This is a genomic window from Synechococcus sp. PCC 7335 (genome assembly GCF_000155595.1).
In the GTDB taxonomy this organism is placed as follows: Bacteria; Cyanobacteriota; Cyanobacteriia; order Phormidesmidales; family Phormidesmidaceae; genus Phormidesmis.
The window spans coordinates 4,613,751-4,628,843 of the sequence record NZ_DS989904.1; the positions used below are offsets into that span (position 1 = coordinate 4,613,751).

The 15,093-nt window shown below is 48.5% G+C and carries 12 protein-coding genes; 7 read left to right on the forward strand and 5 right to left on the reverse strand.

Annotated elements, in window-relative coordinates; all coding sequences use genetic code 11:
- Positions 1–113: 113 nt before the first annotated feature.
- The 4 genes from S7335_RS19300 (at position 114) to S7335_RS19315 (ending at position 5,406) form a co-directional block, all read left to right on the forward strand.
- Positions 114–2,540, forward strand: coding sequence for a phosphoketolase (locus S7335_RS19300; RefSeq protein WP_006454828.1), 2,427 nt, complete (start codon positions 114–116; stop codon positions 2,538–2,540).
- 99 nt (positions 2,541–2,639) lie between these two features.
- Positions 2,640–3,278, forward strand: a complete 639-nt coding sequence (locus S7335_RS19305) for a histidine phosphatase family protein (protein ID WP_006454284.1) — start codon at positions 2,640–2,642, stop codon at positions 3,276–3,278.
- Positions 3,279–3,299: 21 nt separating this feature from the next.
- A complete protein-coding gene (locus S7335_RS19310; protein ID WP_006457653.1) occupies positions 3,300–4,529 on the forward strand; it encodes an acetate/propionate family kinase in 1,230 nt (409 codons plus the stop codon).
- 409 nt (positions 4,530–4,938) lie between these two features.
- A complete protein-coding gene (locus S7335_RS19315) occupies positions 4,939–5,406 on the forward strand; it encodes a phosphomannose isomerase type II C-terminal cupin domain (RefSeq protein WP_006454940.1) in 468 nt (155 codons plus the stop codon).
- 343 nt (positions 5,407–5,749) lie between these two features.
- On the opposite strand, the gene S7335_RS19320 is transcribed toward S7335_RS19315, so the two are convergent.
- Entirely contained in the window at positions 5,750–6,226 is a 477-nt protein-coding gene (locus S7335_RS19320) for a hypothetical protein (protein ID WP_006457484.1), read from the reverse strand.
- 181 nt (positions 6,227–6,407) lie between these two features.
- Between S7335_RS19320 and S7335_RS27960 the strand changes: the two genes are divergently transcribed.
- Positions 6,408–6,566, forward strand: a complete 159-nt coding sequence (locus S7335_RS27960; protein ID WP_006455349.1) for a hypothetical protein — start codon at positions 6,408–6,410, stop codon at positions 6,564–6,566.
- A gap of 70 nt (positions 6,567–6,636) precedes the next feature.
- Here the strand turns inward: S7335_RS27960 and fmt are convergent, their stop codons facing one another.
- From fmt to S7335_RS19340, 4 genes are all read right to left on the reverse strand, one after another.
- Positions 6,637–7,638, reverse strand: a complete 1,002-nt coding sequence (fmt, locus tag S7335_RS19325) for a methionyl-tRNA formyltransferase (RefSeq protein ID WP_006456776.1) — start codon at positions 7,636–7,638, stop codon at positions 6,637–6,639.
- A gap of 292 nt (positions 7,639–7,930) precedes the next feature.
- On the reverse strand, positions 7,931–9,136 hold the full coding sequence (locus S7335_RS19330; protein WP_006456691.1) for a DUF4335 domain-containing protein: 1,206 nt from the start codon (positions 9,134–9,136) through the stop codon (positions 7,931–7,933).
- Positions 9,133–9,744, reverse strand: a complete 612-nt coding sequence (locus S7335_RS19335) for a DUF3038 domain-containing protein (RefSeq protein ID WP_038016545.1) — start codon at positions 9,742–9,744, stop codon at positions 9,133–9,135. Before S7335_RS19335 ends, S7335_RS19330 begins: the two co-directional genes overlap by 4 nt.
- A 421-nt stretch (positions 9,745–10,165) precedes the next feature.
- A complete protein-coding gene (locus S7335_RS19340; RefSeq protein WP_006456898.1) occupies positions 10,166–12,331 on the reverse strand; it encodes an ARC6/PARC6 family protein in 2,166 nt (721 codons plus the stop codon).
- A gap of 556 nt (positions 12,332–12,887) precedes the next feature.
- On the opposite strand from S7335_RS19340, the gene pdhA reads away from it, so the two are divergent.
- Entirely contained in the window at positions 12,888–13,916 is a 1,029-nt protein-coding gene (pdhA, locus tag S7335_RS19345) for a pyruvate dehydrogenase (acetyl-transferring) E1 component subunit alpha (protein WP_006454326.1), read from the forward strand.
- Positions 13,917–13,967: 51 nt separating this feature from the next.
- Positions 13,968–14,951 (forward strand): alpha-ketoacid dehydrogenase subunit beta, encoded by a 984-nt coding sequence (locus tag S7335_RS19350; protein ID WP_006456755.1) that lies wholly within the window; start codon positions 13,968–13,970, stop codon positions 14,949–14,951.
- Positions 14,952–15,093 lie beyond the last annotated feature (142 nt).

Genomic DNA, 15,093 nt, shown 5'->3' on the forward strand with positions numbered 1-15,093 from the left:
TTTTAGATGGCAGCAGTACTCAGAGAAAGTAGAAGTATTTTAAGACACAGTAAGAACAAGACACCATTTATAAACTTTGGGCAAAAGCACAGTTGCCACTGCTAGGAACCACCATGACTGCTATTGTCTCCTCTCAATCTTCTGAGTCGATTGCTTCACTAGATATCACGCCACCATCCGAAGATGAACTGAACAAGATAGATGCTTATTGGCGGGCTTGCCACTATTTGGCAGTTGGCATGATCTATTTGCGTGATAATCCACTACTTAAGGAATCTCTCACCAAAAAGCACGTCAAGCACAGGTTATTAGGCCACTGGGGTGCTTCTCCTGCTTTGAGCTTTACCTATGTTCACTGCAATCGCCTGATTAAGAAGTACGATCTAGATATGATCTTTGTCGCCGGGCCAGGTCACGGTGCGCCAGGGGTACTAGGTCCGGTATATCTAGAAGGGACTTACTCAGAGACCTATCCAGATAAAAGTGAAGATGAAGAGGGCATGCAGCGCTTCTTTAAGCAGTTCTCTTTCCCGGGCGATATTGGTAGCCACGTGACCCCAGAGACGCCTGGATCAATCCACGAAGGTGGCGAGCTAGGCTATAGCCTCTCTCACGCCTATGGTTCAGTTTTAGATAATCCTGATTTAATCACTTGCTGTGTGGTCGGTGATGGGGAATCTGAAACAGGTCCGCTCGCAACCGCTTGGCACTCTAACAAGTTCATTAATCCAGCTCGTGACGGCGCTGTTCTACCGGTTCTGAATTTGAACGGGTACAAGATTGCGAACCCTACCATCTTCGCTAGAATCTCCCACGAGGAGCTGGAGTATATGTTCAGGGGCTATGGCTATACGCCCTATTTCGTAGAAGGCAGCGACCCAGCCCAGATGCACAGGAAGATGGCTGAAACCATGGAAGCGTGCATCATCAAGATTAAGGAAGTCCAGCGAGAAGCAAGAGTTAATGGCAATGTCAAGCGTCCGCGCTGGCCGATGATTGTATTGCGATCGCCCAAAGGATGGACAGGACCCGATCAAGTCGATGGCAAAAAGGTAGAAGATTTCTGGCGATCGCACCAAGTGCCCATGGGCGGTATGCACAGCAACGAAGACCACCTGCGAAGGCTAGAAGCCTGGATGCGTAGCTACAAGCCCGAAGAACTCTTTGACGAAAACGGCACACTTGTCCCTGAGCTAAAAGAGCTTGCGCCTAAAGGAAGCCGCCGGATGAGCGCAAATCCCCATGCCAACGGTGGCCTGCTCCGCAGAGCGCTAAAGATGCCGCGTTTCCAAGACTATGCCATCCAAATGGAACGGCACGGCGTAGAGGAATACGAGAATACGAAAGTGTTGGGCCAGCTCATGCGCGATATCTTTCGCGATAATCCTAACAACTTCCGGCTAATGGGGCCTGATGAGACAGCCTCCAATCGATTGCAAGACGTCTACGATACCACTAAGAAAGTGTGGATGGCAGAGCTATACCCAGAGGACGAAGACGGTGGCAACCTCGCCCGAGATGGCCGGGTGATGGAGATGCTGAGCGAACACACCTTACAAGGCTGGCTAGAAGGCTATCTGCTAACCGGACGGCACGGACTCTTTCATACCTACGAAGCCTTTGCCCACGTAGTCGATTCTATGTTCAACCAGCATGCCAAATGGTTGGATATCTGCAAAAATCACGTCCCCTGGCGGCAGTCGGTCTCATCGCTAAATATCTTGCTCTCTTCTCTAGTATGGCGGCAAGACCACAATGGATTTAGCCACCAAGATCCAGGCTATGTAGATCTCATTACGAACAAAAGCCCAGAGGTTGTTCGTGCCTATTTCCCACCAGATGCGAACTGCCTACTTTCAGTCGCTGATCACTGCTTTCGCAGCGTTGACTATATCAACGTCATCATCTCTGACAAGCAAAAGCATCTACAGTATCTACCGATGGATGAGGCGATTCGGCACTGTACCAAAGGTATTGGGATCTGGGACTGGGCTAGTAATGATGACTGTGGTACCGAGCCAGATGTTCCTGATGTAGTGATGGCTTGCTGTGGCGATATCCCTACCCAGGAGGCTTTAGCAGCAACTGCTATCTTACGAGAAGAGTTTCCCTCCTTGAAAGTGCGTTTTATCAACGTGGTTGATTTGTTTAAGCTGATGTCAGAGGGCGAACATCCTCATGGGCTATCAAACAGAGACTTTGACTCTCTGTTTACCCCAGACAAGCCAGTCATCTTCAACTTTCACGGTTATCCCTGGCTGATTCACAAACTGGTGTATCGTCGCTCTAATCAAGATCGCATTCATGTACGGGGCTACAAGGAAGAAGGCAATATTAATACGCCTTTGGAGCTAGCCATTAATAACCAAATTGATAGGTTTGGCCTCGTGATTGATGTAATTGACAGAGTACCGTCTCTAGGATCGGCAGCGGGCCATGTAAAAGAGCGCATGAAGAACAAAATCATTGAATGTTTAAGCTACGCGCATGAGCATGGTACAGACCCAGAAGAGCTGGTGAACTGGAAGTGGCCCTATTAGGTGTAGGTCCGCTTTGTTTAGGGAATTTCTCATCTAGCGAGGCCAACACCTAACTATGCTGAGAAAGACCTATTCACCAGTAGCAGGATTTTCTTCTCAATGAGCCTACATCTCTATTTTCTGCGCCATGGAGAAACCACTCATAGTCAAACGGGTGGTTTCTGCGGCTTCTTAGACCCGGAGCTAACAGCGCCTGGAAAGCAGATGGCACAGGCATTTGCAGATGCATACAAGCAGCAGCCTTGGGAGGCAATTTTCTGCAGCCCCATGAAGCGCACGATAGCGACCGCCAAACCGCTGTGTGACGCCCTAGGGATAGAGCCGAAATTAAGGGAGGGTCTTAAAGAGATCAACTATGGCAAGTGGGAAGATAGTACGCAAGCAGAAGTTTGTAAACAATACGCTGAAGACTACATACGCTGGCAAAGAGAACCTGCATGGAATCCACCAACGGAGGGCGAGACTACAATTCAAATTGCCAGTAGAGCTTCTTTAGTCATTGCTGAGATAGAGGAGAAGTACACAAATGGAAATGTCTTAGTGGTTTCTCATAAGGCAACTATTCGAATCATCCTATGCAATCTGCTAGGAATCGACCTAGGGCGGTATCGAGATCGCATTGATATGCCAGTTGCTACCGTCAGCGTTGTCAAATTTGGCACTCACGGTCCGATGTTGCAAAGGCTCGGCGATCGCAATCATTTGCCCAAGCAGTTGCGCGATCGCGAAGGCACTTGATCTTATTTACTAGGCGCTGCTATGAAGATATTTGTTCTAAATGCCGGTTCTAGTAGTCAAAAGAGCGCCCTTTATGAGATTCCAAACGAGACGCTGCCTGGCCACCCGTCTGAACCACTATGGGAAGGCCAACTAGACTGGACAAAAGAGAACTCAGCGCAGCTGGTTGTCAAATCTCATACTGGAGAAAAGCACTCAGAAACGATAGAAAGATCATCTCGAAAAGAAAGCATTCTACATCTGCTAGGTCTGCTTCATCACGGACCAACCAAAGTAATTTCAGAACTTTTGGATATTGACGTAGTTGGACACCGCGTTGTACACGGCGGAGCCGACTATCAGTCTAGCGTCACAGTTACTCCTACTGTTAAACAAACTATCCACCGGCTAATTTCCCTCGCGCCTAACCATAATCCGGCAAATCTAGAGGGTATTGAGCTGATGGAACAGCTACTGCCAGATATTCCTCAAGTTGCGGTTTTCGATACGGCTTTTCATAGCCAAATGCCCTCAGTGGCTAGTATCTATCCTGGTCCATACGACTGGGTAGAACAAGGCATTCGTCGCTATGGATTTCACGGCATTAGCCATCAATACTGTACTCAAAAAGCTAGCCAAATTCTAGAACAAGCGTTGAGCAGCCTAAGACTGATTACCTGCCATCTTGGTAATGGTGGCTCACTTGCAGCGGTTAAAAATGGAAAGAGTATTGATACGACTATGGGATTCACACCCCTAGATGGCCTGATGATGGGTACCCGATCAGGCGCTGTTGATCCAGGTATTCTAATTCACTTGATGCGTCAGGGCATGAGTGTCGATGAGCTTGATCAGCTGTTGAACAAAGCGTCAGGCTTGCTAGGCGTTTCGGGTGTATCGCATGATCTACGGGCAGTGCAGGCAGAAATCCAACAGAACAATAAAAGAGCCCAGCTAGCAAAAGATCTTTACTTGTATCGGCTAAAAGCTTGTATAGGATCAATGATTATGGCCTTGGGCGGCGTGGACGTGATCGCATTTACCGGCGGAATCGGAGAGAATGCAGCCTGGTTGAGGCTATCAGTGTGCGAGTCAATGGAATTCTTGGGCTTGCAGATAGATAATGAAAAGAACAACAGTTTACCCACTGATATAGATATCGCAACCTGTGAGTCTAAAGTCAGGGTGCTCGTAATTCATACTCAAGAAGATTGGGCAATTGCTCAAGAATGCTGGCAGCTTGTCAAAGGCGAAAGGCCAAAAGGCAGATAGGACCGGATAAAAACAAAGTTGAGGATTTTGATTCGCTCATCTTCATCCAAACCGTTGATGCCAACCTGTAGCCATAGTGACGGAGCAGTCCTTCGTCGTGTCTAAAGGCTTTACTAGACGAATTCTGTGAGCTGGTAGCAACGGTTGTAGTCGGCCATGAGAAGCCGTCACACTTCGATTCGGCTAACCGTTCAGAGATCCGGCTCGTGTAGCGTCTTTGCCTTGTTACGAGAGCGGAAACTCAGCTCGTGACTAGAGTCTCTAGAACATTGATATCAACCCAGTTTGAGCTTGCAATCTGCTTCAGCTCATTGGTAGAGGATATGATGGGTGAGTACTTAATTCTCTGTCTTTGCATCAAAGGGCAACTTACCGATGTAGCGTTTTGGGCTGATAGACAGCTATAGCTATGACAGACAAACAGAAACCACTTAATGGAGAAAAGGCATCCGTAGCCAACAGGGTGTCTTCATCTGAAGCGTTCTCCGACTCTGATAAAGGTACTACGCAAAAGCAGCGTCCGTGGGGGTCCGCTAGTGTTTTAGAAGAAGGAACACGCTACAAAATAAAGCGCGTTGAAGTAAAGCCTGGTCACCGGCTTAGCCTACAAACCCATCAGCACCGCAATGAACACTGGATTGTCGTATCAGGGACAGCCAAAGTCATTTGTGGTAGTCACGAATCTTTCCTAGCCACAAACCAGTCGACTTACATTCCTGCCTGCACAACGCATCGGCTTGAGAATCCCGGCACTATTCCCCTGGTTCTCATAGAAGTTCAAAGTGGAGAGTATCTTGGCGAAGACGATATTGTGCGGCTTCAGAGCGATTATGACGAGGATGACTTTTCTAAGAAAGGAATGGCTGCGTCGATGTAGTTTAGTAGGTGAATTACACTTTTCTCTACGAGGCACCACCGACAGGGTCCTACTACACGGACCAACATGCCCAACTTAGGTGTATTGCATCGCTCGCACAACTCCTACAGTAAAAAGCCTAGACTAGCCGTACCCTTCATTAGGGCAATTAGCAACCTCTAGGCTTCCGTGTTGTGAGGAGAAAAGGATGCCCAGCGAATGAAGCTTGGAACCCTCAGTAGAGTATGAAAGCAGGCATCCAAGCCGAATAAGCTGAAGCACTGAACCTAGGATGGACAGTTCAGTGCTTCAACGAAGGACGCTCGCTAGCGGAGATTGTTTCACCGAGCGCGAGCGTTGGATGCTATCGAAGTGTGCTCTTGGTACGGGCATCTAGACTGGCTAGTCTAGATGCCTGAACGTTGTCTACCGCTTTAGTTTGGTTGTCGAGGTGGTCCAAACGGCTTGCTTGGATGTTGCTGATAGCTTTGGTTTGGTTGTTCAAGAACTCAAGCCGGCTAGCCTGCACGTTCTCTACTGCCTTAGTTTGGTTCTCTAGGAACTCAAGGCGAGTGGCTTGAACGTTCTCTACCGCTTTGGTCTGGTTATTAAGGTGCTCCAACCGAACTTTCTGTATATCGTTAACAGTTTTAGTTTGGTTATTGAGGTGCTCTAACCGGACCTTTTGTATATCGTCAACGGACTTAGTTTGTGTATCAAGAAATTCTAAGCGACGTTGTTGGATAGAGGAAGAAGGGAAGGTCTCAGCGGCGTTAGCAACAGGCGTAAACGTCAGTGTAGTAGCAGCGAGAGCGAGAGCGGAAAAGAGAATGTTTTTCATGAGTTGGCTCCTGGGGAATCAATGTGTTTGCTTCATTGATTTAAGAATGCCACGGGTGCAAAGCCGTCAGCTGAGGACGCCTTAAGGGATAACTGAGCGTTGGTGAAAAGGATACGATGAGAGGACCCAGCGAATCCTCAGGGTCCTCTCATATGCATTTCGTGAGTATGAGCCACGGCATTTGGTACGCTTGCTCAATTGCTTGACTAGCCCACCGAGGCCAAACCCCGATCCTGTTCCTCGTGCGGACTGCAAAACAAATAAGGCGATTACTGAAGCTCAGACAACTGCACCAGACTGGGTTGGCCAGTTCGTATGCGATCGCGCCAGGAAGTCATAGCTAGTTAACGTCAGTCTCCAATGGTAGAGCACCAGGAAAGTAGTAAGCAATGAGCTCTTATGGAATCTTCTCATGCACCCAGAACTTCTCCTATCTCTATGCGGCTACCGTTAGCAAAATCCCGGCCAGCTAGGGCCTTTTTCCCAACAGGCTTCACTTCCAATAGCAACAGAGGACCTGAGCCAGTTTGTACGACTGGGCCATAGTTTTTGAGGATAGAAATAACCGTTCCAGGCGCCGCATTCTCCTTAATCGCATTAGATTCATATAAAGAATGAATCCTCGATAGCTCAGCCGGAAATTGGCTCTGATAGGCAGACCCAAGAGGAAGTGTTGTCATCACTTTGAGATCATTCTCTCGAAACTGGGTAGTGCAGTTGGGATAGAAACCTCGCACTTTATCGTGGATTGCTTTGGCGCTAGCTGACCAGTCTAGAAGATAATCTTCTTTCTTAATCAAGGGTGCATAGGTAGCGCGGCCACCGTCTTGCGCCGTTGGGCGAATGAGCTGCTGATTGAGCTTTTGCAGTGTAGACACTAGTAAATCAGCGCTGAGCTCGGACAGCTTTTGTGCAAGCTGCCAAGCATTGTCAGTCAATTCGATGGGAAGCGTTTCTTTAAGCAGCATTGGCCCTGTGTCCATACCTGCGTCCATGAGCATCGTAGTGACGCCCGTTTCTATCTCGCCGTTGTGCAAACACCACTGAATCGGCGCAGCTCCCCGGTATGCCGGCAGGATCGAACCATGTGCATTGATACAGCCTAGACTCGGCATATCCAAAATCTCTTGAGACAGGATTTGACCGTAGGCAATCACTACAAAAGCGTCTGCGTTCAAGGCATTAAGCCGCGCTAACGTCTCAGTATCCTTCTTGATCCGACCAGGTTGCCAGATAGGACACTCTGCTCTTAGCGCCGCCGCTTTGACTGGAGAAGGCGAGACCTTTCCACCTCGGCCTCTGCGTTTGTCGGGCTGAGTGACGATAGCCACCACTTCAAAATCCGAATGATTCAACAGGCGAGTCAAACTAGGTACGGCAAACTGAGGGGTACCGAAAAAGACAATTCTCATGCGGGATTTTCCTTGATCGGATCTCTATCGCTTTTGAAGTGTTACTTTGAACACTTATTCTAGACACTATTATTCTTCAATCTGACCGCTCGTGCTAGCACTCAACCGATGTATCGTTCATAGCAAGTAGGTCCAGCCTTAACCACTGCCGATAATCAACCGGCATATACAGCAATCGCTAACGACGGATAGTTGAAAGAGCCTATATCTATCTACAGGCTAGCCTCTCCTAGAGGCGCTTCAAAAGAGGCTGCTTCAAAGAAGACTACCTTAATTACCGTTGCATAGGCGCTCAATTGTAATAGTTCCATCCCCACCATGGACTAACTTCTACAACGCCCCGCTCAGTAAAAACAACTCGGTAGTCGACAGACTGGGTATCTTCTAGCCCAGATTCTACCAGTGCTGGTAATGGCGTTTCGTCTACAGACGCTCTAGACTCTGAGTCTCCCGGCTGATAGCCCAAGATCTTCCCATCATTGGCCACTCGAACTCGGTAGCTGATGGCTTCACCAAACCTAGGCTGCTGGCGATTCTCAACTATGGTATCTTTCAATCGAGCATTCATAGCCCTGACTTCGGCAAAGGACTGAGTCGCTGAAGGCGGCGTATTATCAAAGGTTGTGGGTTCGGCAACTAAGGCCCCATCAGCAGCTGGCTCTGTTTCAGGGGTGAGCTCAGATTCGACAGCAAGCTCAGGCTCAGAAGAAGTGTCGTTTGAAATATCAGGTTCGCTAGCATTAGGTTCGCTAGTCTCTGGTACCGTTTCGACGCTAGAAACTGCTTGAGAGTCATCTGGCGTCTCGCCTGGAGGTTGGGCTAAGGTCTCCTCTGGGGTTGCTGCACCTTCGCTATCTATGCCGTCGACAGTAGCGACTTCCGCTGCTTGCTCCTCACGGCGAGCATCAAGAGCAGGATCCCTTACCTCAGGAACTGATAGCAATCCTATAGCCATCGTTGCTGCGGCCAAACCGCCAATACCTAAAATGGCCGGAAGCGCGCGATCGCTCAACGGTTCCTCAGTGCGGACGAACCGACGATCCAAAGGAAGTAGGGCAGGCTCTAGCTCAGGCAGTGTTTGCGTATCACTAAAAAATTGATCTACAGCTTCAGTTAAATCAAACAGCTGCACAGACGACAGCTTGATATCAATTGCTCTACCATCGCCGCTATCGCCTAAGTCAGCAACTTCGGGCTGTACCACTAAATGATGATAGGGCCCGTCACCAGGATTAATGTGTACTAGCAAAGGCTCACCCTCTGTCACCTGCGGATGAGCATAGCCACTAAGCACCTCTTGTCCATACTGGCTAACCGCACGTACTAGCGCCGCAAAAAAGCTATATCCGCCATTGAGCGGACGGCTGAGGCCACTAATCCGACATTCCGCATTCACAAGTAAAGACATCACCTCTTCATTACCTGGCGTTGGGTCGATACTCAAGCCATCTAGAATAAGGCTACAGTTAGGCAGTTGATACTGACGCTGGATCGTCATGATATTTCTCCATCAAACAAACTAAGCCAGAGTCGGTTGGCACCGTCTGTTCCCGTACAGAACAACAGCTTAGTTAGCAGTTCAATCGCTAGTTCATTAAGACTTTCATCCGTACTATAAGCAATTACGCTAGCGCGGTTCTCATTCATCCGTGCCCTAAAATGTGACCGAAAGCGGGCTAGATAGTTAGCCAATCGAAAATGATGCTCGAATGATAAGTCTTGGTCGGTTAGCTGCTGATAGCCTAATAGCAGCTGACGAATCAGCACAGTTAGACGTTTCGCCAGAAAGCAGATGATCAGCACTAATGCCTTCCCTTCTTCTAAGGACATCGGCTGTCGCTGACTAAACCGGCGCAGCGGATTACTACTACGTAGCAGCCAAAGATGCACTCGCCCTCGAATAACCTCTTCTAGTCCTAACTCCTTGGATGAGGCCAGCATCGCCTCAGAACCACCAAGGTCTAAAGCTTCTATTGCTAGCAATAGAAAGTCAATCTGGGTTTTAGCACGCCTAGCACATTCGCTAGGAATGCCAGGGGGAAGACTTAGCTGATCAATTAGCTTAGGACGCTGTTCTGGGGTGGCGGTAGGACTCTGCACTTGCATACGATGACGACTATTCACTCAGAGGTTTTATCAAAGCACATCTACGAAAACTTAAGACACTAATCTAGTAAAGACTGCGTGTTCTAGTAAGAGAAATCTATTAGGATCTGGTGAGTTGAAGATATATTTGAGATCAAAAGAATAATGGGCTAGCTACAGAACATGACAGCAAAAGATTAGCCCTCACTAAAAAACTTCTCGCTGAAGGCCACAAACTACTCTACTACCCACTCAATATTTTGCTAACTACTCTAGCGCTAAGGCTTCTAAAGAAGTTGCCCTAAATGGGACAGCTATACAACAATTATTCTTGGTTCGACCATAGCTGTGATCGCCAGTCATTGATTGCCAGTCATTAGATTGCCAGTCACTGATAGATACGTTCCGATTCGAGTAGCAGCGCTTCAGGCGGTAGCAGGTATTACTCTACCCTAGCCGATTCAATCAGCCAGCGATCGCCCTCCCGAACCAAGTCATAGTTGACTGTCACTAGTTCATCTGTGTAAGAGAAGCGATCGCTTATTGTCCCGTCACTATAGACGGTAGCTGATTCGACCACCCTAGCAGTCACATTCAGGGGCTCTGCCTCTGAAGGATTTTCTGGTTCTACAGACAAAATCTCAAGATCATCGTGGTCGTAATCTATATACCAGTTTTCTGATGTTGAAGCTTCCACATCCCCTTGCGTACCCCTTAACGCCTCTCCTGTTAGGACATCCTCTAGATCACTAGTATCTTTATTCTCGGCATAGGCTGCTCGTTTGGCATCTAGCCAGGCTGAAATGGTGGCTTCAGCGATACTAGCGGCATCACCGGAAGCATTAGGCAGCGCACCTGACTCATCTACTTCAATCACCGGTTCATTGATGCCGATATCTAAAGGCTGACTCGTCAGCGCTGGCTCACTATCTCTACCAGTAAAGAAACTCACAACCCGGGACAAAATAAATAGGAAAGTGCCCAAGCACAGCGCCCCTGCCAAGACAAGCAGAGCAACTCGATCCCACTTTGGAGTAGCACGACGACTACGGCGATCACGCAAGGTAGTCAGATCATTAGGTTCACCACCTCTAGAACCGTCTGAACCTAGTTGAGCAGGTGAGTGCTTCGAAATTTTATCCGTGATGCTAGCCGTGCCTGCAAACCCAGTTGAGCCCAACTGACCTGCCAGCATAGACTGATCTTGGTTGGTCTGTGTGTATGGTGATGACGGCGTGCCAGATAGTGTTTGATCAGTCATGGCAGACTTTCTAGGGCTTAGCGTGGATGCTTCACTAGTTCCTATCGGCTTGGCCTGAGCGCTAAGTGCTGCCTGTTGATTACTCCGCTCGTTGTCTAAAGGTAGACTTTCTAAGTACGACTGCACAGCATTGTCAGAAAAGTAGTTCTTTAGCGTTGCACTCTCTTGATCCAAATCGCGAAAGAACGGAAATACCTCCTGCTGCAGCCAATTCTCGGCATATAGACAAAGCCCCGGTAGTAAATCTGGTGCCCCCTGAGAATGCTCGCGGATGAAAGCTAGCGGCTCATACTCTTGAGAAAGTTCAAGCGCATGACTAGCTTCTTCCGTTTGACCTAGGAGTAGCGCACAAACCGCTTGTTCTAGATGGACATCCTGACGACCGCTTAGTCGTAGCAACATTTGCTTCGCTCGTCGGATTAGCGCCGGTTGGTGCTGAGCAAAGCCTCTAGCTAAAAGCGCGTATACAGCTAAATACGTACCAACTGCCGACGGTCTTTGGGCTTCTGCTTCGAAGATCTCCTGCTGTTCAAATGCTGTTAGGTAGCCGCGCAACTGCTGTATGAATCGAAGGAAATCGTCGACACCTAAGCCCGAAAGGTCGTCATCCGTACCATCAATACCACCACGGTCTTGCAGCATGCTACGCAGCAAGGTAATCCCCGATCTTCTAGGCTGCTTCTGTTCTAGCGGTCGGGCGATCAGCTCCAGCGTCCGATAGGGCCTAAGTTTATATAGATCTGATTGAATCTCAGCGCGCAAGACTGGGAACAGCTCTTCTTTCAAAAGCAATTCACGGCCTGTTCCTAGCGACTCATCGGCATATTCGTAGTTGTTTTGCTGCCATTCCTCACGGCCCAGCTCTAGACAGGCAACTGCCAGTGTTAAAACAATATCTGGAAACTCTGGCTGATTTTTTAACTGCTGCCCTTCTAGAGTACTAGGATCACGCTTCAGATATGGACGTCCTAGTAGCAGTACCAGTTCATATTCGCCAAGCTCTAGCAAAATTAACAGCGCACCGACGAGCAAATGTTCGTCAATCTCGATGGTCGGAACACTGACGTCAGGATCTAACGCGCCCTTGATCGGATCACTCACCCCCTTAGAAACGGCTAGAAATTCTCGATCATATTCAGCGCGCCGCATGTTGTCACCTAACACATCGTAGGCAATATCAATTAGCTGACGGCGAGCGTTAATAGCTAGATCCGAATATTCACGTCTGGGTTCTTGAAGTATGCGATCACGGTGCGACTGATTGAGCTGCTCAGCCGTGGCCTGAATGGGCAGTCCCAAAATTCGATAGTAATCTAGCGGAATTCGCACTTTTGTATCCCTAGCCATGGCGTCAATCTTGTCACTCAAATCAATCCGTCATCAATTGCCTTAGAAGCCGCTGCCTTAGAAACTATTGCGGTGAAACAACTAAGCCTATCTACCTCAAGCAATTTGAAGATAGAATGCTATGCATACACTACCGCTACATCAGTCATTCTATTGTTTGCTGCTACCCTTCCGTTTGCAACTGAGTAGGCGTCTTTGAGCGTCACAGTACATTTTCCCCCAGAAACTAGATGGAAAGCGGAATCTCTGAAGTTCGAAGCGGCTAGATACCCTTAGTACGCTTAAACTTGGTAGTACGCCTAAACTGCTAGTGCACTCAAACTGCTAGTTAGATGCATAGTATTTGTTAGCCTACGTTCAGACCGACTAACTTAGGCTATCACTTAGATTGATTTCTGTATTTGCGTAAGAAGCAAGTATGATAAAACCCATAATTGTAACAAGACTGTTAAGTACCTAGCACAGTCCACGGATATTCACATGCAGGTATCCGCAAACTGACGATTTTGTCAGGGCTGGTTGCTAGGTCCTACCGTTCAGACTACGGACATAACCTATGGTTCAGGAAAGACCACTGCCAACATTTACAGCGACAACTCCTCAGATCACGCGGGAGCAAGGGCTACTTGTCTATGAAGACATGCTGTTAGGTCGCTATTTTGAAGACAAGTGCGCTGAGCTGTATCAGCGAGGCAAAGTCAAAGGCTTTGTCCATCTCTACAACGGGCAAGAGGCAGTGGCCTCCGGCGTCATTAAGGTCATGCGTTCTGATGACTATGTATGCAGTACCTACCGAGACCATGTTCACTCACTGAGCGCAGGAGTCCCGGCTAGAGAGGTTATGGCCGAGCTGTTTGGAAAAGAAACAGGCTGTAGTAAGGGCCGAGGCGGTTCTATGCATATGTTTTCCAAAGAGCACAACGTACTCGGTGGTTTTGCTTTTATCGGTGAAGGCATTCCGGTGGCGCTAGGTGCAGCGTTTCAGAGCCGCTATCGTAAAGAGGCAATGGGTGATGCTAGCGCCGACCAGGTGACAGCCGCGTTCTTTGGTGATGGCACAACTAACAATGGTCAATTCTTTGAGTGTTTGAACATGGCAGCATTATGGAAGCTGCCAATTATCTTTGTCGTAGAGAATAATAAGTGGGCAATTGGCATGGCTCACGAAAGAGCTTCTAGCCAGACTGAAATTTACAAAAAGGCTAGCGTATTTGGCATGCCTGGGTATGAGGTCGATGGTATGGATGTGCTAGCGGTTCGGGCCGCGGCCAAAACTGCGATCGATCGAGCTAGAGCAGGGGAAGGACCTACGCTGCTAGAGTGCTTAACCTATCGCTATCGTGGCCATTCAGTTGCCGATCCAGATGAGCTACGAGATCCCGATGAGAAAAAGTTTTGGCGCGATCGCGATCCAATTAAGCGCTTCGAGGCCTATCTGCTAGAGCAATCCCTCGTTAGCGAAGCCGAACTCAAAGCCGTGCGCGACAAAATCACCGATGTCGTTGAAGATAGCTTGACTTTCGCCGAAGAGAGCCCCAATCCTAGCCCCGACGATCTATACAAATACATTTTCGCCGAAGACTAGCGTCTAGAGCTTCATTATTCATCGTTTCATATCGTTCATCATTTCAATTTAATGGCCCAAACCTTTCTATTCGATGCCCTTCGCGAAGCTATCGACGAAGAAATGTCCCGCGACCAGACCGTCATGGTTATGGGTGAAGACGTCGGTCAATACGGCGGCTCTTACAAAGTCACCAAAGATCTCTACGAGAAGTATGGTGAGCTGCGTGTGCTTGATACCCCCATCGCTGAAAATAGTTTTACAGGAATGGGGATTGGCGCGGCGATGACTGGCCTTAGGCCGATTATTGAAGGCATGAACATGGGCTTTTTACTCCTAGCCTTCAACCAAATCTCTAATAACGCAGGCATGCTGCGCTACACCTCTGGCGGCAACTTCAAAATCCCTGTCGTCATCCGGGGTCCTGGTGGTGTCGGCTCCCAGCTCGGCGCAGAACACTCCCAGCGCCTAGAAGCCTATTTTCAGGCTGTTCCTGGACTCAAGATTGTGGCCTGTTCCACCCCCCGCAATGCCAAAGGGCTACTCAAAGCAGCAATTCGCGATGATAACCCGGTGCTGTTCTTCGAGCACGTGCTGCTGTACTTCAACAAAGAAGATCTGCCGGACGATGAGTACATCTTGCCCTTAGACAAGGCAGAGACTGTGCGAACCGGCAAAGACGTCACTATCTTGACCTACTCGCGGATGCGCTATCAGGTCATGCAAGCGGTAGAAGCATTAGAGAAGAAGGGCTATGACCCAGAAGTGATCGATCTAATCTCGCTTAAGCCAATTGACTACACTACGATTGGCGCTTCGATTAGAAAAACGCATCGCGTTGTCATTGTCGAAGAATGTATGCGCACAGGTGGCATCGGCGCAGAGATTATCGCCTCAATTAATGATCGGTTCTTTGATGAGCTAGACGGACCCGTTATCCGGCTGTCTTCGCAAGATATTCCAACCCCTTATAACAAAGGATTAGAAGATCTGACTATTGTCCAGCCCGCTCAAATTGAAGAAGCCGTCGAAAAGATTATGCTAGGACGCCTGTAGTTATAAACATGGTTGGCCGTATGTAGGCTCGCTCAGATCAGGCCCTATCACGTCAAAAATCTTCAACCTTTCTGCCTCGATCGCCACGATTGAGGCATTTTGGTATTAGGATACTTAACTGCACCAGGCCATGATGGCTTTA